A 23,101-nucleotide genomic window follows, 5' to 3' on the forward strand; every position below is an offset into this window, starting at 1 on the left:
TGTAAAAAAACCATACAGGGCATTGAGTTTTTCACCAAGTGCGACTAAGACTGAATCAGCAACTCATCCACAACAACAAAAAACGGAGTTTGTGATGTCAAGAAAAAAAACTGTAGGAAGTTTCCGAAAACTATTATTCAACGGCAGGCTCGACCTGATTCTGGAGGCCCACAATGGGCTCTCCGCTAGAATAGTCGAGGAGACGGGCTATCCAGCTATTTGGGCGTCGGGACTCGCTATTTCCTCAGCGATGGGGCTTCGCGATTGCAATGAGGCATCATGGAGTCAGGTCATGGAGGTCGCTCAATGCATAGCTGACGCAGTAAATATCCCTGTTCTTTTCGACGGAGATTCAGGCTTCGGGAATTTCAATAATGTAAGGCACATAGTTAAGCGCCTGTCGCACTATGGGATAGCTGGAGTTTCTTTAGAAGACAAACAGTTTCCTAAAATGAACTCGTTCGTCAGCCATGAGCACGCACTTAGTAGCGTGGATGAATTTTGCGGAAAGATTAAAGCTGCGCAGGATTCGAAACGGGACGATGACTTTATTGTTATTGCTCGTACAGAAGCATTGGTAGCCGGAATGAGTGTCCAGGCGGCTTTGAAACGAGCGGAGCAGTACTACGAAGCAGGTGCCGATGGAATTTTTATACACTCCAAAGAGACAGACGGATTCGACATATTGGAATTCAGTAAGTGCTGGGCAGGACGCTGCCCTTTGATAGTTGCCCCAACAACCTATAAAAACGTGTCGACGGAGCTACTACAGGAAGTTGGGGTCTCGGTGTATATATGTGCAAACCAAATGATGCGGGCCTCATTGCTTGCAATGCGAAATGCAGCAGCACAAATTCAGGCAGACAATAGCATCTGCAACATCGACAATAACATCTGTTCGCTCTCCGAAGTATTTCAACCTTTGAACTACGACGAACTAAAGGATGCGGAGCTGATTTATGCTCGACAAGAAAGCTAGCATGCGGGCTGCCTGCCACATGCTCAAAACAATCATGCTTGAATGTAAAGAAGTAAAGCTTAGCAACGGCGAGACACTCTTGGAGCACTCGCTTTGGAGTGCTCACCAAGCATTGACTGAGGGCTGTGCGGAAGAAGTGATTGTCGCAGCGTTGTTCCACGACATTGGCCATTTCCTATGCAACAGTGACCCGGAAATGACTCCATATGAAAAGGACTGCCAGCATGCTGATCTGGGTGCCCAATGGCTAAACCGATGGTTCCCTCAGTCAGTCTGCATCCCCATTCAACTCCATATCGATGCAAAGCGATACTTAATCACCGTTAATGAAAACTACAACGATCAACTGAGTTCGGGATCACTGTCAAGCTTACTTAACCAAGGGGGACGTATGACAAGCGAAGAAATCTTGGCGTTTCAAAACCAGCCATACCACCATGACGCGCTATCCATCCGAAAATTTGATGACACGCCGTATGACAATGGATTCGTGAATGCGTATTCAAGGTATGAAAAAATCATCATGGCCGTAATGAGGTGATGAATGAAAAGGACAATATTGGATGCTCATGTGCATCTGCTCATGTGGAAGCAGCAAGCAGAGCCGGATTGGAACTCAGTGAGCCAGACGCTGAAAGTAGCAAACTTTAATGAACTCGATGCAATCTGCATCACCGAACACATCGAAGCTGATGCTTACGAAAAACTGATGCTGGGTCTATTCTGCAGCAATCGCCTCGGTGGTAGCACGCAGGGAGATGGCTCAGTTATCTGTAACGGTGTCCTTGTGTTACCCGGTGCAGAGCTACATCTCGCGAACAATATGAACATTGGCGTGCATGCTGACCTGGAAACACTGCTGAGTCTTGATCGACGAGCGAGCGCGTATACCCTGGATACGCTTCATGGACTGCTAGAGAAGCGAGGCAGACCTTTTAAACTAGTAGCGCACCATATTTTTTGGCCAGGTAAGACATGCTCAGATCTTGAAGCTTTAAAACGCTGCATAAACGCGATCGAGGTCCCGGCCAAAGACCTCACTAACATACATAAATACTTGACATTAGCATCGACATTAAATCTCGACACTACAGGAGGGTCTGATTCTCACTCATTCATATCCATAGGCGCTTGTAAAACACTTATAAATGAAGATAACACGCACAGTCCACTCACCCTGAAAAAATGGCTGCACAGCCATCACACAACGCACGAACCGGATCGCGACTCATTGCGTTTAACTGCTTTGGCTAGGATCCATCGCCAAACCGACACAGAGAGAAGGGAACCATGAACAACAAAATAACTATTTGCAAAAACAACCTTGAGAGACTCCTTGCCTCGAGAAAGATGACCATGTCACACGTTTGTGATGTGGAGCTCGATGACAAATTCGCTTACTTCGAAAGTATTGAGCAATTGAGAGAGCTTGCTAGCTACTTGGCCTTGCCACTGAGCGATCTTTTTCTAGGTTTTACTATTACCGACTTGGATAATGGCGTAAAAATAGCTAGGCGAGGAACTGGCTTCAAGCGTGAAGAAATCAGAAATGGTACTCATTGCTACACTTATGAGCATTTGGTTACAACCAATCAAGACCCTCGATTAATGGCTCTACGACTGGATGTACGCGCCAACGACTTCCAATGCATGCCTTTGAATGACGGACACTCATCAAAGGAAGTTGTATACGTAACTAAAGGGAGCGTACGGGTTCGGTGGCTGGACTCTGACAATGAGTTTAAAGAAGGGATATTGAACGAGGGCGACTCCATCTTCATTCTCCCCGATGTACCTCACGGGTTTGTCAGCAATGTACCTGGTGAGAAATCAGAAATTATCGCCATCAACTATGGCTAGCATTGAAAACAACAGACCAGGTGGCATAGGATAATTTTCACACTAGCCACCTTCTAGAAAACTAGTCACTGACGCAAGCTCCACCGGCAGGCATCAAGCATGCCGTGCTGCACTCCTTTATCTACTTGAAATTGCAGGTATGCATGCCTTGTGAATTATAGAGGATCAAACCATGACTATCACCGTCGGATTAATTGGCCTAGGTCAAATGGGTCATGCCATATGCCATCGACTTCTAGACACTGGCGTCGAGGTATTAATCCACAACCGCACGTACGAAAAAGCTGAAAAACTGATACACCGAGGGGCACTTTGGAAAAACAACTTGAGAGAGCTCGCAGCTAACGCAAACATTATTCTTGTATGTGTTAGCGGAGAAAGTGCACTACGGGCAATCTATTACTCAGATACTGACGGACTGCTTTATTCGCTCCAAGAAGGAAAAGTCGTAATTGACTTCAGCACCTTATCAGCGGAGTCTGCGGTCAACCTACATGAAGCGTTCGGAAATATCGGTGTGAGTTATATCGAATGCCCGATCTCTGGGGGAGTAATGGGCGCTCTCCAGGGAAAATCATGCTCTATTGTCTCAGGCAATGAACAAGCCTACTCATTGGCACATCCCATACTCATAAAAATCTGCAAAACAATCAACTACGTTAAACAACCTGGAAAGGCACAGCAACTTAAAATCCTCAACAATCTGGCAGAGTCTATCAATCTAGCAGGGGCCCTGGAAGTTATTCATCAAGGGCAGGCGTTGGGCTTGGATCTCGAATCAATGGTGAAGGTATTCACTTCCTGCCGCGGTCGTTCTGCCTACATGCATGTATCGCTGAACTATATTCTCTCAGGGTTGACAACTAGTCATGTGACGCTGGCCGTCCGCTGTAAAGATTTGGAATTGGCGCAATCTCAATTACCAGACCTTAAGGCTTATCCAGCAACAGCGATGGCGATCCAATGCTTCATCGACGCCAGACACGCCTTTGGCGACGACGTTGACCAATGCCAATACTTTTCACTACTCGCTCAACGACGGAGTGTTACATCATGAATCCACGTCAAGATATTATCGTCGAAGACACGACATTACGAGATGGCGAGCAAGCACCTGGCATTTCGTTTGGAAGAGCAACTAAACTAAAGATATTCGATGCCCTTATCGACGCGGGCATACGCTGGATTGAAGGCGGTATATATGCGATGGGCGGCACTGAGAGCCGAACATTAAGTGAGATGCTAGAGCGCACACAGGGAACTGATATTCGACTGGTAGGCTGGAATAGAGGGATACGTGCAGACGTAGAAGCATCACTCGACGCAGGCTACCGATACATACATATCGGGTTACCCACCTCAGAGGTCCACCTGAAGCACAGCATAAACAAATCAAAGGACTGGCTTGTCAGACAGGCATGCGAATTAATAGACTGTGCAAAGCAACGCGATGTATTTGTCTCAATCAGCGCTGAAGATGTTGCCCGCTCAGACTTGTCATTTGTCGTTGATTATGCCGGCCACATCTGCGAAGCGGGAGCCGATAGGTTACGGCTCTCTGACACGATTGGAGTGCTTACGCCTGAACAGTACCACTCCATCATCCGTACAGTGGTATCCGCAGTGGAGATTGATACCCAGTGCCATGCTCATAACGACTTCGGCCTCGGTGTAAGCAATACATTATCCGGTTTGCAGGCAGGCGCAAAATATTTTCATGCCACTGTAAACGGTATTGGTGAACGAGCGGGAATGCCTGACCTGGCGCAAATGGTAATGTCCCTAAAAATTCAATACGGGATTGACCTTGGTGTTAAGCCGGAAAAGCTTCAAACACTCTCTGAGATTGTCGCCAATGCAACTGGCTCTCAAATCAATCCTTGGCAGCCCATCGTGGGCAGCAACATTTTTTCTCACGAGTCAGGTATTCACACAAAAAGTACTCTCAACAACGGCAAGTCATTCGAGCCTTACGACCCAAGCGTGATGGGGCGCGAACGTCACATTATCGTCGGTAAACATTCTGGACGCGCCTCAATAAAATACGCATTGGACCAATTGCAAATCACATGCTCAGATGATGAAGTCCAGCAATTGCTACAATTGGTAAGAGAGGTATCCATGATTAAATCAAGTGCCATAACTCTTACCGATGTGGCCATGCTTTGCTCCACTATAAAGAAAGGAAGGCAACATGGAGTTTAACATCACAGCAAGACTCGATGACCTTCAGAAATTAATACAAAAACGAAAAATGACTTTAGATAATATTCGAGGCCTCTATGATAGAACCATCGACGGCATTACAATTAACTCTACGCAGCTTAAAAATATTGCCCAACATCTTAACGTCACAGCAGCCTATGTGATCGACGAATTAGGCGGCGAGTACGATAAATCTCAAAGCTGCGTTTTCGGCGGACTCATCCGATTCGATCGCCTACGGCACGTGCAGGGTGAGCCTGCCTATTTTTACCGCCACTTACTCAAGACAACTTCAGATAAAAATCTGCTGGTACTCAGGACTACCCCTCTATTCCCATCGGCCGAGAAGGCAATACTAAACGCCGGACATAAGGCTAGAGAATTCGTATACATTCTCTCTGGGACAGTAGGGGTTAAATGGGGAAGTCATCCACATCTTCACAACGAGGTACTAAATGAGGGAGATTCCATTTTCATTGAAGAATGGACTCCTCATTGTTTCTATAAACTTGAACCGGATTCACAAATTCTCGCGATTGACTACCTTTAACTACTGTCACAGTCGCTGAGCCGGGAGAAAGCCAAGTCGACTTAAGCGGTGCCGCGATGAACGAGAAAGTCCGCATATTTGATGCGGGCTTTTTTAACCTATACCGGCCTTTCGCGGGTCAACCCGCTCCCATAGAGACTTCACAGAATTCGAACGCTGTGCAATGCCTGTGAAAGCGGGTTTACCCGCGAAAGGGTCGGCACTGGCAATTCAAAAACGCCGGGCAAAAAAAGGGGCGCCGACCAAGCGCCCCATAAGCCGTAAAGCACACAACAAATTCAGTATCAGTCCAGCAAAGCCATCGCCTCGGCGCTGCACGCTTCGATCCGCGCCCAGTCGCCGTTCTTGATCCAGCTGCTGTCGAGCATCCAGGTGCCGCCCACGCACATCACATTGGGCAGCGCCATGTAGTTGCGCACGTTGGCCGGGTTGACGCCACCGGTAGGGCAGAATCGAATATCACCGAACGGGCCACCAAAGGCCTTGATCGCTGCCACGCCACCACTGATTTCCGCCGGGAACAGCTTGAAGCGGCGATAACCCAAGGCATAACCCATCATGATTTCCGAAGGCGTGCTGATACCCGGCAACAATGGGATATCGCTGTCGACTCCAGCTTCGAGGATGTCCTGAGTAATCCCCGGGGTAACGACAAACTGCGCGCCCGCCGCCTCGACTGCGGCAAACATGCCGCGATCGAGCACCGTACCAGCACCGACACACAGTTCCGGACGCTGTTCACGCAGCACCTGGATAGCCTTAAGGCCATACTGTGAGCGCAGGGTTACTTCCAAGGTGCGGATACCACCAGCGGCCAGGGCATCGGCCAGCGGCAAGATATCTTCCTCACGGGCGATAGTGATCACCGGCAGGATGCGCGCCGCCCCACAGATCGCATCGATCCGGGCGGCTTTCTCGGCCATCGAGAGCAGAGGCTGGGGGCGTTCAAGGGTGGTCATGACAGTGGATCCTTTGCTCATGGGCACCAGTAGATGTCCAGGGGGTCGTGAAGAAAGGCGCGAATCGGCATTTCATTGAAGTCGTTGCCCGCCAGCGCGGCGCGCAGGGTAGCGAGTTTGCCCGTGCCCTGCACGGACAGCGCGATGAAAGCGGCGCTGGCCAGCAGCGAACGGGTCAGCGAGAGGCGCTGGTGCGGCACGCTCGGGGCCAGCAACGGCAGGCAACGGCGCTTGCTGTTCAGGTCCAGGCCCTCGGCGAGATTCGGGCTGTTGGGGAACAGCGAAGCCGTATGGCCATCGTCGCCCATGCCCAGTACCAGCACGTCGATAGCCGGCAGATCGGCCAGTGCCTGGTCGGCCTTGGCAGCCGCTGCGTCGAGGTTTTCGGCCTGCTGATACAGGCCGACGAAACGAGCCTTGGCAGCGCCCCCCTGGAACAGATGGCGAGCCAGCAAACCGGCGTTGCTGTCGGCGTGCTCCACCGGCACCCAGCGCTCGTCGGCCAGGCTGACGGTGACCTTCGACCAGTCCAGCGCCTCGGTCGCCAGCTTCTCGAGGAACGGCACCGGGCTGCGGCCACCGGACAACACCAGGCAGGCCTGCCCTTTCGCGGCAATGGCTGCGCGCAAACGGTCGGCCACATCAGCAGCCAATGTTGCCGAGAGCGCGCGGGCATCATTGAGTTGATGCGCCTTGACGGTAGTCGGCAGTTGCAATTCAGATATCCCCATACCACGCCCTCCCATCACGTGTAATCAGTGCAATCGAGCTCATCGGCCCCCAAGACCCCGCCGCGTACGGCTTGGGCGCATCGCCGGCGCTCTGCCAGCCCGCGATCAACTGGTCGCACCATTTCCAGGCATATTCGATTTCATCCTTGCGCACGAACAGGTTCTGGTTGCCGCGCATCACCTCAAGCAGCAGGCGTTCGTAGGCATCCGGAATCCGCGCGGTGCGCCAGGTATCGGAAAAATTCAGCTGCAAGGGGCCGCTGCGCAGTTGCATGCCTTTGTCCAGGCCCTGCTCCTTGGTCATCACCCGCAAAGAAATGCCTTCACTGGGTTGCAGGCGGATGATCAGTTTGTTGCCGACCTGCAAACGTTGCTCCGGGGCGAAGATGTAGTGCGGCGTCTCCTTGAAGTGGATGACGATCTGCGACAGCTTCTGCGGCATGCGCTTACCGGTACGCAGGTAGAACGGTACGCCCGACCAGCGCCAGTTACGAATGTCGGCACGCAGGGCGACGAAGGTTTCCGTGTCGCTCTGGGCGTTGGCGTTGTCTTCTTCCAGGTAACCCGGCACCGGCTTGCCGTCGCTGTAGCCGGCAATGTACTGGCCGCGCACCACGCGGGTACTCAAGCCCTCGCCGGTGATCGGCGCAAGGGCTTTGAGCACCTTGACCTTCTCATCGCGGATGCTGTCAGCCGACAGCTCGCTGGGCGGGTCCATGGCAATCAGGCACAACAGCTGCAGCAGGTGATTCTGAATCATGTCGCGCAGCTGCCCGGCCTTGTCGAAATAGCCCCAGCGGCCTTCGATGCCGACCTTCTCGGCCACGGTGATTTCCACGTGGGAGATGGAGTTCTGGTTCCACTGGGTTTCGAACAGGCTGTTGGCGAAGCGCAGGGCGATCAGGTTCTGCACCGTCTCCTTGCCCAGGTAATGGTCGATGCGGTAAACACGGCTTTCCGGGAAGAACCGCGCCACGGCGTCGTTCACCCGGCGCGATGACTCAAGATCGTGCCCGATGGGCTTTTCCAGCACCACCCGGGTGCGCGCGGCAAGGCCCGCCTTGTCGAGGTTTTCGCAGATCGCGCCGTACACGGCCGCCGCAGTGGCGAAATAGGCAATCAACGGCAGCTCGGCAGGTGCCTGCTCAGCCAGGGCCTGGTAGCCCTCCGGCTGCAGGAAGTCCAGGTGCTGGTAACTCAGACGCCCCAGAAAACGCGCCAGCGCCGCAGGCTCCAGATCAGCCTCCGCCACGTGCTTGCGCAGATGGGCCTCGATGGTATTCAGGTGCTCCTGTACGCTGCCAGGCTCGCGTGCCAGCGCCAGCAGGCGAGTATCGGCGTGCAGCAAATTGGCGCGGTCGAGCTGGTAGAGCGCAGGAAACAGCTTGCGCAATGCCAGGTCGCCCAAGGCGCCAAACAGGGCAAAGGTGCAAGGTTCAACACTGATCGCAGCCATGATGTTGGTTCTTTCCTAAAGTTGGCCTAGGAATACCGCTTTCACATACGGTTTTCAAGAGAAAATGTAGTAAAAACCACAACATTACACACAAGTGTTACAGATAAGTGGTGCGCCACCCGCACCGACAGTACGATAGACGACTGTGCAAAAAGCCTGCTGCTCCGCCAGCCGGCTGTCTTCTCGACCCAAGGACACACCCATGGACCGCGTGCGAAACCTCCTGGAGCAGATCCAGGGACGCCTCGACGAGCTGAACAAGGCCGAACGCAAAGTCGCCGAAGTCATCCTGCTCAACCCGCAACAAGCCACCCGTTTCAGCATTGCCGCACTGGCCCAGGCGGCCAAGGTCAGCGAACCGACCGTCAACCGCTTCTGCCGCTCGTTCGGCGTCAGCGGTTACCCCGAGCTCAAGCTGCAGCTGGCGCAAAGCCTCGCCAGTGGTGCGGCCTATGTCAGCCGCGCGGTCGAGGCCGATGACGATCCCGCAGCCTACACCCAGAAGATCTTTGCCAGTGCGATCGCCTCGCTCGACAGCGCCTGCCAGCAGCTTGACCCGCAGCAGGTCAGCCGCGCCGTGGACATGATGATCCAGGCCCGGCAGATCCACTTCTTCGGCCTGGGCGCATCCGCCCCGGTAGCCCTGGACGCCCAGCACAAGTTTTTCCGTTTCAACCTCGCCGTCTCGGCCCACGCCGACGTGCTGATGCAGCGCATGCTGGCTTCGGTGGCTCACACTGGCGATCTGTTCGTGATCATCTCCTACACCGGGCGCACCCGCGAACTGGTGGAGGTAGCGCGCCTGGCCCGCGAAAACGGCGCCTCGGTGCTCGGCCTGACCGCGGCCGGCTCCCCCTTGGCCCAAGCGTGCAGCCTCAGCCTGCACATCCCGCTACCGGAAGACACCGACATCTACATGCCGATGACGTCGCGGATCATCCAGCTTACCGTGCTCGACGTACTCGCCACCGGGATGACCCTGCGCCGCGGCGTGGACTTCCAGCCGCACCTGCGCAAGATCAAGGAAAGCCTCAACGCCAGCCGCTACCCGATCGAGGACGACGAACTCAACTGAGCCGGTGCGCCTGCAGCCGCAAATGGGCGCGCTGCCCCGGCGCCAGGCTCAGACCTTCACCGCTGCCGCTGGCCGCCTCGACACAGACGAAACCCTGGCACTCGCGCCCGCTCACACCCATTAACGGGCGGTTGCCTGGGTGCCAGACCACAGTATCGTCGCTGTCACCCGTATCGATGCACAGCTCACGCTGCCAGGCGGGGTCCTGCAACTGCACGCGTGGCGTGCCGGGGTAGACCTTCTGGCAGCCGCCCTTGAGCTTCAATGCGCCCTCCTCGCGGCAGGCTTGCCGGCTCAGACGGTCATAGCCTTCGATATCTTCAAGCCCGGACAGCGCTATCTCGGAAACGTCACTGATACGCCAGTAGGCCAGCAGTGCATGGCTCAACTGGCAGGGTTCGCTGTCCTGGTGCTCGGTACTCAGGCTCAGTTCCATGCGGCTGCCCAGGCGGGCATGCAGGTCGACCTGCCAGTCGCACAAGTCCAGGCGCCACTTCAGGCTCACGCCCTCCTCGTCCTCCCGGCTGTCCACCAGCTTCCAGTCCAGCAGGCGCGCCCAGCCATGGGCCGGCCACAGGTCCTCGCTGGGGTGGCGGCCATACCACGGCCAGCACACCGGCACGCCGCCACGGATTGCCCCCACCTGCGGCCACTGTTCGGCGCACCATAGCCAGGGCCGCTCGCCGGCCGGCTGGAAGTGCAGCAACTGTGCGCCCTGACGGCTGAAAACCGCCTGGCAGCAGGGGTGATCGATGATCAGCACATCGCGCTGCTGGTAACGCTCCCACTCGAATGTCGGCCTCGGCCTCTGTACGGAAAAGAAGCGATGTAGCGGATGTTCAGGCATGGTTCCAAGCTCTTGTTGTTTGAGATAGCGCTGTCTCGGCCTATCCCCGACAACCACTGCAAGCCAGTGGATGCCGGGAGCCGTTTTTGGATTGGCGTAAATTTACAACAAATGTGCTCAGAATGACGACTGAATCTTCAACCCTGCGACCAGCGCGTTGTCCACCTCATCCACGCCACCCGGGCTCTTGATGTACTGAAGGTTCGGGCGCACGGTCAGCCAGTTGGTCACATGGAAGCCGTAATAGAGCTCGGCGTTGTACTCGGTACGCTGCAGCGGCACGAAGCCCGGGTTGTCGTAGTCATTGATGCCGCTCTGGGCGTTAAGCTGTTCGGCGCGCTTCTTCACATCATCGTTGACGTGGATGCGGGCGACACCAAAGCCGATATCATCCTTGGGCCGGGCATCGAAGGCACCTTTGTACACCAACCCCACCTGCTGGTAGTTGTCGACCACGTTGGTGGCCTTGTCGTGCACGGTGAAGTTGGCGAACAGGCTGAGACCGCGGCTGACGTCGCCGCCGTGGGCGGTGACCTGCTGCTGCGCAACCACCCACCAGCCGTGCTTGCTGGAGTGTGATTTGAAGCCGGCGCCGCTGATCCCTTGCGGGTTGCCATTGACGTCTTCGTAGACGTCTTCGGCGTCAGCCGTGCTGTAGTAATAGCCCAGGCGGTACTCGCCCGGCAGGCCGTTGACCTTGGGCGACCAGACGGCCTCCACCGGCAGGATCGCACCCTTGGTGCCGCTGCCGCTGAGCTTGAAGCCGTTGCCGGTTTCCAGGTTGGAGGGGTTCTGCTCGAACGCGCCGACCTGCACGAAGAACTCCGGCGTGATGTTGTACTTGACCCGCAGCGCCCACTGGCTGACCGGCCAGTTGTACCAGATGCCGCCGACCCAGTTGCCCACCTGCGATCCACAGAAGGCCAGGTTCTGGAAGTCGCAGGGGAAGCTGTTGAAGTCCTCGCCCTCGCCGAAACGGCCGAATTTCACATCCAGGGCACCGTCGAAGTACTTCTGCTTGATCCACATCTGGGTCAGGCGCCAGGTCTGGCCGCGGCCCCACACCTCCTGCACCGAACTGAACTGGCCGGCACGCGGGTCGCTGATGCGGTCATTGGAGAGGTTGCGGCCACTGCGCTCGGTGATCGCCAGCTTGAACTCGGCATCGTGCCAGCCAAGGATCTTCTGCAGGTCCAGGTGCGCGCCGAGGGCGAACTGGTCACTGTAGCGTGCGGTCTTGTCGTCGTTGTAGCCGCCATTGAGGTTGCCGGCGACCTCGCCCACATAGTCGAGGGTGAAGTCATAGCCTTTTTCCAGCAGTTCGGTGCGGGTACCGCCCCAGTCGCCGGTCATCCATTTCGATTCGCTGGAGAAGGCCTCGGCGGCCTGCACCCCGCTACTCCCAACCATGGCCAGCAGGGCCAGCGAGCCCAAGGTCCTTATGCGATTGCGCTGTTCCATCCCTTTGCGTCCTCTTTTTCTTATTGATAGTTTCGACGATTCAACGGCTCTTGAGGTGAGTCACGTTGTCCTTCAGTGAAGCGTTGGCAGTATTCAAGTCCAGGCGTTCGCCGCTGGCGGCGTCGAACAGCAGCACCCGTGCCGGGTCGAACTGCAGGTTCAGGCTGTCACCGACCCGGCATGCCACATCCGGCGCCAGGCGGCAGCACACTTTGGTCTGGTTGAGGGTAACGAAGACCAACAGGTCAGGGCCGGTAGGTTCGGTTACCTGCACCTCGGCGCGAATGCCCGGCAGGCCGTTGCCCTCCCCCGTACCCAGGCTGATTTGCTCCGGGCGGATGCCGAGGATGATCTCGCGCCCGTCCAGCTCGTCGCCGGCCACGCCCAACGGCAGCTCACAACGTGCCTGGCCGCTGTCGAGCAGGGCCAGCAGGCGCCCGTCCTGCCTGGCCAGGCGTACCGGTATGAAGTTCATCGGCGGCGAGCCGATGAAGCTGGCAACGAACTGATTGGCCGGGTCGTTGTAGATCTGCTGCGGGGTACCGAACTGCTGAATGATGCCGTCCTTCATCACCGCAACCTTGTCGCCCAGGGTCATGGCCTCGATCTGGTCGTGGGTGACATACACCGTGGTGGTCTTGAGCCGCTGGTGCATCAGTTTCATTTCCGTGCGCATCTCGACGCGCAGCTTGGCGTCGAGGTTGGACAACGGCTCGTCGAACAGGTAGATCTTCGGCCGCCGCGCCAAGGCGCGGCCCATCGCCACCCGCTGCTGCTGGCCACCGGACAATTGCGCCGGCTTGCGTGAAAGCAGGTGTTCGATCTGCAACAGCTTGGCCACACGCGCCACTTCCTCGTCGATGGCAGCCTGCGGCATCTTGCGGATCTTCAGGCCGAACTCGATGTTCTCGCGCACGCTCATGGTCGGGTACAGCGCGTAGGACTGGAACACCATGGCGATATCACGGTCCTTGGGGCTCATGCCGCTGACATCCTGGTCATCGATGAGAATCGCGCCACCGGTGATGTTCTCAAGGCCTGCGATGCAGTTCATCAAGGTCGACTTACCGCACCCCGAAGGGCCGACCAATATCAGGAACTCGCCGTCTTTGATCGACAGCTGGATGTCCTTGAGCGTATCCGGCAGGCCGCTGCCGTAGGTCTTGTTCACATTACGAAGTTCAAGCGTTGCCATGACTTACCCCTTGACGGCGCCGGCTGTGAGCCCGCGAACGAAATACTTGCCTGCCACCACATAGACCAGCAGGGTTGGCAGGCCGGCGATCATCGCCGCCGCCATGTCGACGTTGTATTCCTTGGCCCCGGTACTGGTATTGACCAGGTTGTTCAGGGCTACGGTGATCGGTTGCGAGTCGCCGCTGGAGAACACCACGCCGAACAGGAAGTCGTTCCAGATCTGGGTGAACTGCCAGATCAGGCAGACCATGATGATCGGTGTCGACATCGGCAGGATGATGCGGCGAAAAATGGTGAAGAACCCGGCACCGTCCAGGCGTGCGGCCTTGACCAGCGCATCGGGAATGCTCACGTAGAAGTTGCGGAAGAACAGCGTGGTGAAGGCCAGGCCGTAGACCACATGCACCAGCACCAGGCCACTGGTGGTGCTGGCCAGGCCCAACTTGCCGAGGGTGAACGAGGCTGGCAGCAGCACGGTCTGGAACGGCAGGAAGCAACCGAACAACAGCAAGCCGAAAAACAGCTGCGACCCGCGGAAGCGCCACATCGACAGCACATAACCGTTGAGCGCACCGATGGTGGTCGAAATCAGCACCGCCGGTACGGTGATCATGATCGAGTTCCAGAAGTACCCGCTGACCGTGCTCCAGGCCTTGACCCAGCCGATGCCGCTGACCACGGTCGGCCAGCTCAGCAGGTTGCCGGTACTGATGTCCTCCGGGGTCTTGAAGCTGGTCAGCAGCATCACCACCAACGGCACCAGGTAAAGCAGCACGGCCATCAGCAATACAGCGTGAATGGCGATGCGGCTGATGCTCGGCACCGCTTTATCGACAGGGCTATGCATGGCGTTTGCTCCGCAGCTCCGAGTACAGGTAAGGCACGAGGATCGCCAGGATCGCCCCGAGCATGAGGATGGCGCTGGCCGAGCCCATGCCCATCTGGCCGCGGCTGAAGGTGAACGAATACATGAACATCGCCGGCAGGTCGGATGAGTAGCCCGGGCCACCGGCGGTCATTGCGGCCACCAGGTCGAAGCTCTTGATCGCGATGTGCGAGAGGATCATCAGCGAACTGAAGAACACCGGGCGCAGGCTCGGCAGCACGACGGTCCAGTAGATGCGTGGCAGGCTTGCGCCATCCATCTGCGCAGCACGGATGATCGACTGGTCGACCCCGCGCAGGCCGGCCAGGAACATCGCCATGATGAAGCCCGAGGCTTGCCACACGGCGGCGATCACCAGGCAGTACACCACCCGGTCGGGGTCGATCAGCCAGTCCAGGCGAAACCCTTCCCAGCCCCAGTCACGCAACAGTTTGTCCAGGCCCATGCCAGGGTTGAGCAGCCACTTCCAGGCGGTACCGGTGACGATCATCGATAAAGCCATCGGGTACAGGTAGACCGTGCGGATGAAACCTTCGCGGCGGATGCGCTGGTCGAGCAGCACCGCCAGCAGTACGCCGATGGCCAGGCTGATACCGATGAACAGCCCGCCGAACACCAGCAGGTTCTTGCTGGCCACCCACCAGCGATCGTTGTCGAACAGCCTGGCGTATTGCGCAAGGCCCGCCCACTTGTAAGTCGGCAGGAAGGTCGAGGTGGTGAAAGACAGGACGAACGTCCACAGGATGTAGCCGTAAAAGCCCACCAGGACGATGAACATGCTGGGTGCCAGCACCAGCTTGGGTAGCCAGCGCTGCAGAGCGTCCAGGGGAGAGGCCCGCAGTCGGGCGGTTGCTGTAGTCATGATTCACCTTGAAGGCACTGCCCATCTGCTGTAGGAGCGGCCTTGCGTCGCGAAAGGGCTGCGCAGCAGCCCCAGGGGCTCGAGAACAAAGACAGACCGTCGAACCTGGCTTGCAGGCCTAGGGACCGCTTCGCGGTCCTTTCGCGACACAAGGCCGCTCCTACAAGAGCAATCGTGCCTGCCTTGAGCTTGGTTACTTGGCCGATCTGATCGCCGCCGCCAGCTTCTTCGCTGCATCGGCAGGGTCGGCCTTGGGGTCGTTGATGTAGTTGGTCACCACATCGAAGAAGGCGCCCTGCACGGCCAGCGTGGTGGCCATGTTGTGCGCCATGCTCGGCTGCAGGCCTCCGGTTTTGGCGTCGGCCATGAAGTCCTTGGCAGAAGTCTGGGCGCAAGCGTCGAAGCCGTAGGTGCCCATGTCAGCGAGCATGTCGTTACGCACGGGAATGGAGCCTTTGTTGATACTGAAGACCTTCTGGAAGTCCTGGCCAAGCACCTTCTTGGCGATGTCCTGCTGGCCAGCGGCCGTGCCCTCGTCGTTCTGCTTGAACACCACCAGTGAGTCGATGTTGTACAGGAAAGCCTTGTCGGTACCAGGGAACGCGACGCACTGATAGTCCTTGCCGGCGGTCTTCTTGGCCAGGGTCCACTCGCTCTTGGCCCAGTCACCCATGATCTGCATGCCGGCCTTGCCGTTGATGACTTTGGCTGCTTCCAGGTTCCAGTCCTGGCCTTTGCCGTCGGGGTCCATGTAGGTGGCGACCTTTTTCAGCTCGGTCAGCGACTTGACCATCTGCGGCCCGGTCAGCGTGGCTTCATCGAGGTCGACCAGCGCTTTCTTGTAACCGTCCGCCCCCATCACCGACAGCACCACACTCTCGAACACCGTGCTGTCCTGCCATGGCTGGCCGCCATGGGCGAGCGGGATGAAGCCGGCGGCCTTGAGTTTGTCGGCGGCGGCGTAGAATTCGTCGAGGGTGGTCGGCGCCTTGTCGATGCCGGCCTTCTTGAACACTTCGGGGTTGATCCACAGCCAGTTGATGCGATGGATGTTCACCGGCACGGCCACGTAGTCACCTTCGTACTTGACGGTGTCGGCGACCTTCTTGTCGAGCAGCGAGTCCCACTTTTCTTGCTTGGCCACATCCTTGAGCACATCCGGGTCCAGCAGGCCGGTGGCAGCCCAGTCCTGGATGTCCGGCCCCTTGATCTGGGCAACGCCGGGCGGGTTACCGGCCACGGCGCGGCTCTTGAGCACGGTCATGGCCGTGGCGCCACCACCGCCGGCAACCGCACCATCCTTCCAGGTGAAGCCATCCTTCTCGACCTGGGCCTTGAGCACATCGACTGCCGCTTTTTCACCACCGGATGTCCACCAGTGAACCACTTCGACACTGCCTTTGGTGTCGGCGGCGAGAGCACTGAGCGGGAACAGGGAGGCGAAGGAAATCGCGGCAGCGAGGCGGAGAGTCGAATTCATCGGAGTACCTTTCTTGTTGTTATGCCGGGCAAGTCGAGCGCTTGCATTGCATGGAGTCTAATCAGAGTGCCCGCTGCGCCAGGTAACGAAGCGATGCGTGAATGTCATCGTTTGGTTACATTGCGCGCCAGTGCGCTCGCCAGGCTGGGTGCCAGGGGCAGCGTTGGCAGCAGTACAGCCTGGTAGGCGTGATAAAGGTCTGGCTTGCCTGCCCAGATCGTCGCCGCTGGCTGGTTGTCCGGGCCGAGTTCGTGGTGCCAGCTTCCGGCTGCGCGGTCGATGAAATGAGTGTCGATGAACGTCCAGAAGCGCCGGTACCATTGCTCGTACTGCTGCTCGCCGGTTCGCCGCAGCAGCGCTGCGGCACTGGCGCACGCTTCGGCATGCACCCAGTGCAGGCGCTCGCGCACCCTGGGCTGATTGTCCCAGCCCAAGGTGTAGACGATGCCCTCGGCACCATCGACGCTCCAGGCATGCTGGCAGGCATTGGCGAACAGGCCCCGCGCGCAGGCCAGCAGCCATGCCGGGGCAGGAAGCCCGGCCTGACGCCGCGCAGCCTCAAGGTGCAGGACCAGACGGGACCACTCGAACGCATGGCCAGGCGTTGTGCCGTATGGGCGAAAGTGATCTGCGGGATTGTCCCGGTTGTATTCGGGCAGCGGTTGCCAGTGCACATCGAAATGTTCGATCACCCGGTGGTCACTGGCGCCAGCATGGCCGTGAATGATGCGCTCGACGATACGCAGGGCGCGCTCCAGCCAAAGTACATCGCCCGTCACATCTGCCAAGGCGAGGAAGGCCTCAGTGGCGTGCATGTTGCTGTTGGCGCCGCGATAAGCTTCAGGCTGCTGCCAGTCGCTGGAGAAGGACTCGCGCATCGCACCCTCTTGCTCACTCCAGAAACGCTCCTCGATGACCCGTATCGCCTGCGCCAGCAACCCCTGTGCTCCCGCAGCGCCCGCCACGACGGCAGAGCTGGCGGCAAGCGCGACGAAGGCATGCAGGTAAGCCGCCTTGCCGTTGTCGCCCTGGCCGTACGGGCGGGCGAACCAACCGCCGTACCCGGCGTCGCGCAAAGGCCCGCACAAGGCCTGCACACCGTGCTGAACCAATGCCAGGCAGCCTGGCGCCCCCTGAAGGTGGGCCAGGGCGAAGCTGTGGGTCATGCGTGCGGTGTTCATGGTTTCGGCGACAGCCGTAGGGGGCAGCTTGCCGCGGGCGTCGAGATTGCCGAAACCTTCAGGGGCTTGCGAGGCCTTGGCGAAAGAGAGCAGCCGCTGGCCCTCGCTTGTGAGCCAGGCGGTATGTTCCGGGGAATCGATGTAGTCCATGCGCCCGCGTCTTCCCTGTGTGAGGTTTGCAGATTCTAGCCAGCCGTCCTGGCTGGGATGTCACGAAGGCTTGCGGTTATGTCACCGGTCGGTGACATACCTTCACTCAACGCCACGCGGCAGATAAAGGGTCACGCGCAACCCACCCTCGCGCAAATTGAGCAAGCTCACCTCACCCCCATGGCTATGGGCGATGTTGCGGGCGATCCCCAGCCCCAAGCCATACCCTTGCTGCTGCCCGGCGAGCCTGAAATGCGGCTCGAACACCTGCTCAAGCTGCTGCTGTGGCACACCCGGCCCGTGGTCATCCACCTGCAGGACAAAGCCCTGTGCGCTGTCGATGATGCGCAGGCGGGCCCGCTCGCCGTACTTGATGGCATTGTCTATCAGGTTGCCGATGCAGCGGCGCAAGGCCAGCGGCTTGCCGGGGTACGGCGCCAGGGCCTGGCCTTCGACGGTGATGCGGCCATCCCCCAGATACGGCTCGGCGAGAATCTCCAGGACCTGGTTGAGGTCGACCGGCTCGATGTTCTCGTGGATGTCAGTGTCTTTCACGCATTGCAAGGCGCCTTTGACCAACAGCTCCAGCTCATCCAGATCCTGGCTGAACTTGGCCTGCAGGCGCTCATCTTCCAGCAGTTCGACGCGCAGCCGCAGCCGGGTGATGGGCGTGCGCAGGTCGTGGGAAATGGCGCTGAACAACTGGCTGCGCTCGGTGAGGTAGCGGCTGATGCGTTCACGCATGCTGTTGAACGCACGCCCGACCTCGACCACCTCGCTGCCACCGCCCTCGTGCACTGGCGCCACATCGGCGCCCAGCGACAGGTCCCGCGCGGCCCGCGCCAGGCGCTTGAGCGGCCAGCTCTGCCAGTGCACCAGCAGGCCGATGAACAGCAGCAGCAAGGCGGTGGTCAGGACGATGAAGCCGATCTGCTGGCGTGGCAGGCGCTCGGCTTCAAGGCTGGTGTAGGGCTCAGGCAGCAACGAGGCGATGTACAGCCACTCGTCTTGGCCCAGGCGAATCTGCGTGACCAGTACAGGCGGATTGAGTGGTTCCAGGGTCAGCGAGTAATGCGCCCAGGAACGCGGCAGCTCATCGAGCTTCAGGCCGCTGTTGAAGATGCGCAGGTCATCGGGGGCGACGAACTCGACGGAAACTTCCATCTGCGCGCCCAGCCGCTCATGCAGTACCTGCTGGAACACATCGATCACCGCCTGCTTGCGCGGTGTTATGGGCAATACCGGCATGTCCAGCGGCTTGTCGTTGAGCGACACGAAAAAACGCGTACCACCCATGCTGCGCAACTGGTCCAATACCATCGGCCGATAAGCCACCGGCAAGGAACGGAAATAACTGACGCTGGCACTCATCGAATGGGCCAGGCTGCCGGCACTGGCGCGCAAGCCCTGAAGCTGGCTGGCACGTAACTGCGCGACCCAGATGACGCTGGACAAACCTTGAGCCAACAACACCACCAGCAAGGTCAACAGCAGCATGCGCCCCAGCAGCGAGCGCGGCACCAGGCGCCAGCGCCGCTCAGGAAGCACAGCAGACATGCGCAGCCAGCAGGTAGCCACTGCCGCGCACAGTGCGGATCAGCCGTGGCGGTTTGTCGGTGTCGCGCAGACGCTGGCGCAGGCGGCTGACCGCCATGTCAACAATACGGTCCAGCGGCATTGGCTCACGGCCACGGGTAGCGTTGCCGATGGTATCGCGGTCGAGGATCTGCTGAGGGTGATCGAGAAACAGCTTCAGCAAGGCGAAATCGGCACCGGAGAGGATCACCTCTTCGCCATCGCGGTGGAACAGGCGGTGGCTGACCGTGTCCAGGCGCCAGTCGTCGAAGGCCAGTACCGCTGTGGCTGGCGCGGCCTGGCCGAATTCCGCGCGACGCAGCAGGGCCTTGATTCGCGCCTGCAGTTCCCGCGGGCTGAACGGCTTGCCCAGATAATCGTCCGCACCAAGCTCAAGGCCGATGACCCGGTCGGCCTCGTCGGAGCTGGCGGTCAGCATGATGATCGGTACCCGCGACTGGCGCGGGTGCTGGCGCACCCAGCGGCACAGGCTGAAGCCGTCCTCGTCGGGCAGCATCACATCGAGAATGACCAGATCGCAGTGAGTGTTTTCCAGCGCATGGCGAAAACCCTGGCCATCGGCTTGGGCATGCACCTGGAAGCCGGCGCGGCTCAGATAGGTTTGCAACAGCTCGCGGATTTCCTGATCGTCGTCGACCATCAGGATCGATTTTCCGGCAGTGCTCAAGGTATCCCGCCCTCTTGTTGTCACAGGTCTTTTGCCTGCTGTGAGGGCCGCAAAGCGGCCCCCTATCAATGATCCAGAGCCTGCTGTAATGCCACGCCGGCGCCCAGCAGTCCAGAAAACTCTGCCGTCACCAGCCACACCGGCACACCGGCGAAGTAACCGCTCATGCAGCCCTTGTCGGCAAAACTTGCAGCGAACCCGCTGCGCATGAACAGTTCGGCAAACCGCGGGATGACGCCGCCAACAATATAAACACCACCGCGCGCACCCAGGGTCAGTACATTGTTACCTGCCACGCGCCCCAGGAAGCGGCAGAACTGTTCGACCACCGCCAATGCCCGTGGCTCGCCACTCAGGGCGGCATCGGTAATTTCTGCGGGTGTCTTGTGCCGTACCGTATCACCGTCCAGCGCACAGATGGCCTGGTACAAACGCACGAGGCCACCACCGCTGAGCACGGTTTCAGCGCTGACATGGCCAATCTGCCCATGAATCTGCTGATGGATCGCCGCTTCGCGGGCATTGCCCACCGGCAGGTCGACGTGCCCTCCCTCACCGGGCAGCGCCAGCCAATGCTGCTCACCGAGGCGCAGCAGGCTGCCGACGCCAAGGCCGGTACCTGGGCCGATCACCAGTGCAGGTCGCGCCGGGTCGGCCTGGCCGGGGCAGACCTGGCGCACCTCGTCCCCTTGCAGGAGGGTCATACCCAAGGCCATCGCCGTGAAGTCATTGATCAGCAGCAGCTGTTCGACCTGCAACGTCTTGCAGAATGCGCTGCGGCTCAGCCGCCAATGATTGTTGGTAAAGCGAAACTCATCACCGTCGACCGGCCCGGCCACCGCCAGGCACACCGCCGACAGCCCGCCACGCTCGATACCCTGGCTCTGCAGGTAGGCCTCGATGGCCTGCTCCGGGCTGGTGTAGTCAGCGGTGGCGAAAACTTTCACCTGATGCAGCTGGTTGTCACGCCACAACGCAAAACGGGCATTGGTGCCACCGATGTCGCCAACCAGCAGGTCCTTCATTTGAGGTTCTCCAGGGCCGAGGTAAAGGCGCTGGCGCCCTGCTCGGCCGAGCTGAACGCCATGCGCATGAAGCCGAACAGCTCGCGCCCACAGCCCAGGTCGTTGCCCTGTGGCGCAGGTGGCAGGTCGCGGCGGGCCAGTTCCTCGGCCGACACCTTGAGCTGCAGCGTGCCTTCGACACCATCGACCCGCACGATATCACCATCGCGCACCCGCGCCAGCGGTCCGCCATCAAAGGCTTCAGGGCAGACATGGATTGCGGCCGGGATCTTGCCCGATGCACCTGACATGCGCCCATCGGTGACCAGTGCCACTTTATAGCCGCGGTCCTGCAGCACACCGAGGAACGGCGTCAGCTTGTGCAGCTCCGGCATGCCGTTGCAACGTGGCCCCTGGAAACGCACCACGGCCACGAAGTCGCGCTCCAGTTCGCCGGCCTTGAACGCATCGGCCAGCGACTGCTGGTCCTGGAAAACCCGTGCCGGGGCCTCGACGACCTGATGTTCAGGGGCCACCGCGGACACTTTCATCACGCCACGCCCAAGGTTGCCTTCCATCACCCGCAAGCCGCCTTCGGCCGAGAACGGCCGCGCCACCGGGCGCAGGATGGTCTCGTCCAGGCTCTGCTGCGGGCCTTCGCGCCAGACCAGCTTGCCGTTGTCGAGGAACGGTTCCTGCGTGTAGCGGCGCAACCCGTGGCCGGCGACAGTGTTGACATCCTCGTGTAGCAAGCCGGCATCGAGCAGCTCACGGATCAGGAAGGACATGCCACCGGCGGCCTGGAAGTGATTGATGTCGGCCTTGCCATTGGGGTAAACGTGGGACAGGGTCGGCACCACCTCGGACAGGTCGGCCATGTCCTGCCAGGTGAGCTGGATGCCTGCCGCCTGGGCGATCGCCGGCATGTGCAGGGTGTGGTTGGTCGACCCCCCGGTGGCATGCAGGGCGACGATGGAGTTGACCAGCGATTTCTCGTCGACGATCTCGCCCAGCGGCATGAAGCTGCCACTGGCCTTGGTCATGCGTGTCACTTGCTGTGCGGCCTCGGCGGTCAGCGCGTCGCGAAGCGGGGTGTATGGGTTGACGAACGAGGCCCCCGGCAGGTGCAGGCCCATCACTTCCATCACCAGCTGGTTGGTGTTGGCAGTGCCGTAGAAGGTGCAGGTGCCCGGGCTGTGGTAGGACTTCATCTCCGACTCCAGCAGTTCCTCACGGCTGGCCTTGCCCTCGGCATAGCGCTGGCGCACATCGGCTTTCTGCTTGTTGGAGATGCCGGAAACCATTGGCCCGCCCGGTACGAAAATGGTGGGCAGGTGACCGAAGCGCAGCGCGCCCATCATCAAGCCGGGGACGATCTTGTCGCAGATACCCAGCATCAGCGCAGCGTCGAACATGTTGTGCGACAGCGCCACCGCAGTAGACATGGCGATCACTTCACGGCTGGCGATGGCCAGCTCCATGCCAGGCTCACCCTGGGTCACGCCATCGCACATGGCCGGCACACCGCCAGCGAACTGGCCGACGGAGCCAACTTCGCGCAGTGCCTTCTTGATCTGTTCGGGGAAATGCACATACGGCTGGTGCGCCGAGAGCATGTCGTTGTAGGCCGAGACGATGGCCACGTTGGCGGCATTCATCAGGCGCAGGCTCTGCTTGTCGTCAGCGCCACACCCGGCCACGCCATGGGCGAAGTTGGCGCACTGCAGGCTGGCCCGCATGGGTCCGTCGCTGGCCGCGCCGCGAATCAGCTGCAGGTAGCGTTCACGGGTGGCACGGCTGCGTTCGGTCAGCCGTTGGGTGACCTCAAGGATGCGCGGGTGCATGTACTGGACTCCAGGCTAGCGGTAAGGGCGGTTTACCGGGCATTTCCCCTCCAAACGATTGCGGCCTAGGCTCCTGTGTAAGAGACCCTGCGCATCGAGGCGGCGGCTTGC

General features: G+C 59.0%; 22 protein-coding genes. 8 read left to right on the forward strand and 14 right to left on the reverse strand.

Annotated elements, in window-relative coordinates:
* The first annotated feature begins 94 nt into the window (after positions 1-94).
* From aepX to JOE27_RS11510, 7 genes are all read left to right on the forward strand, one after another.
* Positions 95-979 (forward strand): phosphoenolpyruvate mutase, encoded by an 885-nt coding sequence (gene aepX / locus JOE27_RS11480; RefSeq protein WP_204918790.1) that lies wholly within the window; start codon positions 95-97, stop codon positions 977-979.
* A complete protein-coding gene (locus JOE27_RS11485; protein ID WP_125924463.1) occupies positions 960-1,520 on the forward strand; it encodes an HD domain-containing protein in 561 nt (186 codons plus the stop codon). Before aepX ends, JOE27_RS11485 begins: the two co-directional genes overlap by 20 nt.
* Before the next feature lie 3 nt (positions 1,521-1,523).
* Entirely contained in the window at positions 1,524-2,273 is a 750-nt protein-coding gene (locus JOE27_RS11490; protein ID WP_125924462.1) for a PHP-associated domain-containing protein, read from the forward strand.
* Positions 2,270-2,839: a cupin domain-containing protein gene (locus tag JOE27_RS11495; RefSeq protein ID WP_125924461.1), complete on the forward strand. Its 570-nt coding sequence runs from the start codon at positions 2,270-2,272 to the stop codon at positions 2,837-2,839. Before JOE27_RS11490 ends, JOE27_RS11495 begins: the two co-directional genes overlap by 4 nt.
* Positions 2,840-3,011: 172 nt before the next feature.
* Complete coding sequence (locus JOE27_RS11500; protein ID WP_204918793.1) at positions 3,012-3,896, forward strand: NAD(P)-dependent oxidoreductase; 885 nt, start codon at positions 3,012-3,014, stop codon at positions 3,894-3,896.
* On the forward strand, positions 3,893-5,044 hold the full coding sequence (locus JOE27_RS11505) for a hypothetical protein (protein ID WP_204918795.1): 1,152 nt from the start codon (positions 3,893-3,895) through the stop codon (positions 5,042-5,044). Before JOE27_RS11500 ends, JOE27_RS11505 begins: the two co-directional genes overlap by 4 nt.
* Entirely contained in the window at positions 5,034-5,594 is a 561-nt protein-coding gene (locus tag JOE27_RS11510) for a cupin domain-containing protein (RefSeq protein WP_161871655.1), read from the forward strand. The genes JOE27_RS11505 and JOE27_RS11510 overlap by 11 nt, the downstream gene beginning before the upstream one ends.
* A 284-nt stretch (positions 5,595-5,878) precedes the next feature.
* Here the strand turns inward: JOE27_RS11510 and JOE27_RS11515 are convergent, their stop codons facing one another.
* The 3 genes from JOE27_RS11515 to zwf are packed head-to-tail and all read right to left on the reverse strand — an operon-like array spanning position 5,879 to position 8,740.
* Positions 5,879-6,553, reverse strand: a complete 675-nt coding sequence (locus JOE27_RS11515) for a bifunctional 4-hydroxy-2-oxoglutarate aldolase/2-dehydro-3-deoxy-phosphogluconate aldolase (protein ID WP_046784404.1) — start codon at positions 6,551-6,553, stop codon at positions 5,879-5,881.
* A 17-nt stretch (positions 6,554-6,570) separates the two neighbouring features.
* Entirely contained in the window at positions 6,571-7,284 is a 714-nt protein-coding gene (gene pgl / locus JOE27_RS11520) for a 6-phosphogluconolactonase (RefSeq protein ID WP_174141545.1), read from the reverse strand.
* Entirely contained in the window at positions 7,271-8,740 is a 1,470-nt protein-coding gene (gene zwf, locus JOE27_RS11525; protein WP_204918797.1) for a glucose-6-phosphate dehydrogenase, read from the reverse strand. The genes pgl and zwf overlap by 14 nt, the downstream gene beginning before the upstream one ends.
* A 211-nt stretch (positions 8,741-8,951) precedes the next feature.
* Here zwf and hexR point away from each other — a divergent pair, with 211 nt between their 5' ends.
* Positions 8,952-9,815 carry a DNA-binding transcriptional regulator HexR gene (hexR, locus tag JOE27_RS11530; protein ID WP_204920633.1) on the forward strand — a complete coding sequence of 288 codons (864 nt, stop codon included), beginning with the start codon at positions 8,952-8,954 and terminating at the stop codon, positions 9,813-9,815.
* Here hexR and JOE27_RS11535 read toward each other — a convergent pair.
* The 11 genes from JOE27_RS11535 to edd form a co-directional block, all read right to left on the reverse strand.
* Positions 9,808-10,662: a D-hexose-6-phosphate mutarotase gene (locus tag JOE27_RS11535; protein WP_204918799.1), complete on the reverse strand. Its 855-nt coding sequence runs from the start codon at positions 10,660-10,662 to the stop codon at positions 9,808-9,810. The two genes, hexR and JOE27_RS11535, sit on opposite strands and share 8 nt — an antisense overlap.
* Before the next feature lie 117 nt (positions 10,663-10,779).
* Complete coding sequence (locus tag JOE27_RS11540; RefSeq protein ID WP_223255080.1) at positions 10,780-12,072, reverse strand: carbohydrate porin; 1,293 nt, start codon at positions 12,070-12,072, stop codon at positions 10,780-10,782.
* Positions 12,073-12,163: 91 nt separating this feature from the next.
* Positions 12,164-13,318, reverse strand: coding sequence for a sn-glycerol-3-phosphate ABC transporter ATP-binding protein UgpC (ugpC, locus tag JOE27_RS11545; RefSeq protein ID WP_115273971.1), 1,155 nt, complete (start codon positions 13,316-13,318; stop codon positions 12,164-12,166).
* A gap of 3 nt (positions 13,319-13,321) precedes the next feature.
* Entirely contained in the window at positions 13,322-14,167 is an 846-nt protein-coding gene (locus JOE27_RS11550) for a carbohydrate ABC transporter permease (RefSeq protein WP_046784410.1), read from the reverse strand.
* Positions 14,160-15,068 carry a sugar ABC transporter permease gene (locus JOE27_RS11555; protein WP_012316021.1) on the reverse strand — a complete coding sequence of 303 codons (909 nt, stop codon included), beginning with the start codon at positions 15,066-15,068 and terminating at the stop codon, positions 14,160-14,162. Before JOE27_RS11555 ends, JOE27_RS11550 begins: the two co-directional genes overlap by 8 nt.
* A gap of 193 nt (positions 15,069-15,261) precedes the next feature.
* The gene (locus JOE27_RS11560) at positions 15,262-16,548 is read right to left on the reverse strand and encodes an ABC transporter substrate-binding protein (protein WP_046784411.1); all 1,287 of its coding nucleotides are present in this window, start codon (positions 16,546-16,548) and stop codon (positions 15,262-15,264) included.
* 104 nt (positions 16,549-16,652) lie between these two features.
* Positions 16,653-17,879: an AGE family epimerase/isomerase gene (locus JOE27_RS11565; protein ID WP_125924451.1), complete on the reverse strand. Its 1,227-nt coding sequence runs from the start codon at positions 17,877-17,879 to the stop codon at positions 16,653-16,655.
* A gap of 102 nt (positions 17,880-17,981) precedes the next feature.
* Positions 17,982-19,436: an ATP-binding protein gene (locus JOE27_RS11570; protein ID WP_204918802.1), complete on the reverse strand. Its 1,455-nt coding sequence runs from the start codon at positions 19,434-19,436 to the stop codon at positions 17,982-17,984.
* Entirely contained in the window at positions 19,417-20,142 is a 726-nt protein-coding gene (gene gltR, locus JOE27_RS11575; RefSeq protein ID WP_119687716.1) for a two-component system response regulator GltR, read from the reverse strand. The genes JOE27_RS11570 and gltR overlap by 20 nt, the downstream gene beginning before the upstream one ends.
* A 65-nt stretch (positions 20,143-20,207) precedes the next feature.
* Complete coding sequence (locus JOE27_RS11580; RefSeq protein ID WP_204918804.1) at positions 20,208-21,167, reverse strand: glucokinase; 960 nt, start codon at positions 21,165-21,167, stop codon at positions 20,208-20,210.
* Positions 21,164-22,990 carry a phosphogluconate dehydratase gene (gene edd, locus JOE27_RS11585; protein WP_046784416.1) on the reverse strand — a complete coding sequence of 609 codons (1,827 nt, stop codon included), beginning with the start codon at positions 22,988-22,990 and terminating at the stop codon, positions 21,164-21,166. The genes JOE27_RS11580 and edd overlap by 4 nt, the downstream gene beginning before the upstream one ends.
* Between the last annotated feature and the right edge of the window lie 111 nt (positions 22,991-23,101).

Source organism: Pseudomonas sp. M5, from assembly GCF_016907075.1.
Taxonomy (GTDB): Bacteria; Pseudomonadota; Gammaproteobacteria; order Pseudomonadales; family Pseudomonadaceae; genus Aquipseudomonas; species Aquipseudomonas putida_E.

What these genes read in the sequence shown, in the direction of transcription:
- edd (WP_046784416.1), bottom strand. Translation starts at nt 22,990, where the DNA reads ATGCACCCGCGCATCCTTGAGGTCACCCAACGGCTGACCGAACGCAGC.
- ugpC (WP_115273971.1), bottom strand. Translation starts at nt 13,318, where the DNA reads ATGGCAACGCTTGAACTTCGTAATGTGAACAAGACCTACGGCAGCGGC.
- JOE27_RS11550 (WP_046784410.1), bottom strand. Translation starts at nt 14,167, where the DNA reads ATGCATAGCCCTGTCGATAAAGCGGTGCCGAGCATCAGCCGCATCGCC.
- JOE27_RS11560 (WP_046784411.1), bottom strand. Translation starts at nt 16,548, where the DNA reads ATGAATTCGACTCTCCGCCTCGCTGCCGCGATTTCCTTCGCCTCCCTG.
- JOE27_RS11570 (WP_204918802.1), bottom strand. Translation starts at nt 19,436, where the DNA reads ATGTCTGCTGTGCTTCCTGAGCGGCGCTGGCGCCTGGTGCCGCGCTCG.
- JOE27_RS11490 (WP_125924462.1), top strand. Translation starts at nt 1,524, where the DNA reads ATGAAAAGGACAATATTGGATGCTCATGTGCATCTGCTCATGTGGAAG.
- JOE27_RS11540 (WP_223255080.1), bottom strand. Translation starts at nt 12,072, where the DNA reads ATGGTTGGGAGTAGCGGGGTGCAGGCCGCCGAGGCCTTCTCCAGCGAA.
- JOE27_RS11565 (WP_125924451.1), bottom strand. Translation starts at nt 17,879, where the DNA reads ATGGACTACATCGATTCCCCGGAACATACCGCCTGGCTCACAAGCGAG.
- pgl (WP_174141545.1), bottom strand. Translation starts at nt 7,284, where the DNA reads ATGGGGATATCTGAATTGCAACTGCCGACTACCGTCAAGGCGCATCAA.
- JOE27_RS11580 (WP_204918804.1), bottom strand. Translation starts at nt 21,167, where the DNA reads ATGAAGGACCTGCTGGTTGGCGACATCGGTGGCACCAATGCCCGTTTT.
- JOE27_RS11500 (WP_204918793.1), top strand. Translation starts at nt 3,012, where the DNA reads ATGACTATCACCGTCGGATTAATTGGCCTAGGTCAAATGGGTCATGCC.
- zwf (WP_204918797.1), bottom strand. Translation starts at nt 8,740, where the DNA reads ATGGCTGCGATCAGTGTTGAACCTTGCACCTTTGCCCTGTTTGGCGCC.
- JOE27_RS11510 (WP_161871655.1), top strand. Translation starts at nt 5,034, where the DNA reads ATGGAGTTTAACATCACAGCAAGACTCGATGACCTTCAGAAATTAATA.
- JOE27_RS11495 (WP_125924461.1), top strand. Translation starts at nt 2,270, where the DNA reads ATGAACAACAAAATAACTATTTGCAAAAACAACCTTGAGAGACTCCTT.
- JOE27_RS11535 (WP_204918799.1), bottom strand. Translation starts at nt 10,662, where the DNA reads ATGCCTGAACATCCGCTACATCGCTTCTTTTCCGTACAGAGGCCGAGG.
- JOE27_RS11485 (WP_125924463.1), top strand. Translation starts at nt 960, where the DNA reads ATGCTCGACAAGAAAGCTAGCATGCGGGCTGCCTGCCACATGCTCAAA.
- JOE27_RS11555 (WP_012316021.1), bottom strand. Translation starts at nt 15,068, where the DNA reads ATGACTACAGCAACCGCCCGACTGCGGGCCTCTCCCCTGGACGCTCTG.
- aepX (WP_204918790.1), top strand. Translation starts at nt 95, where the DNA reads ATGTCAAGAAAAAAAACTGTAGGAAGTTTCCGAAAACTATTATTCAAC.
- JOE27_RS11505 (WP_204918795.1), top strand. Translation starts at nt 3,893, where the DNA reads ATGAATCCACGTCAAGATATTATCGTCGAAGACACGACATTACGAGAT.
- JOE27_RS11515 (WP_046784404.1), bottom strand. Translation starts at nt 6,553, where the DNA reads ATGACCACCCTTGAACGCCCCCAGCCTCTGCTCTCGATGGCCGAGAAA.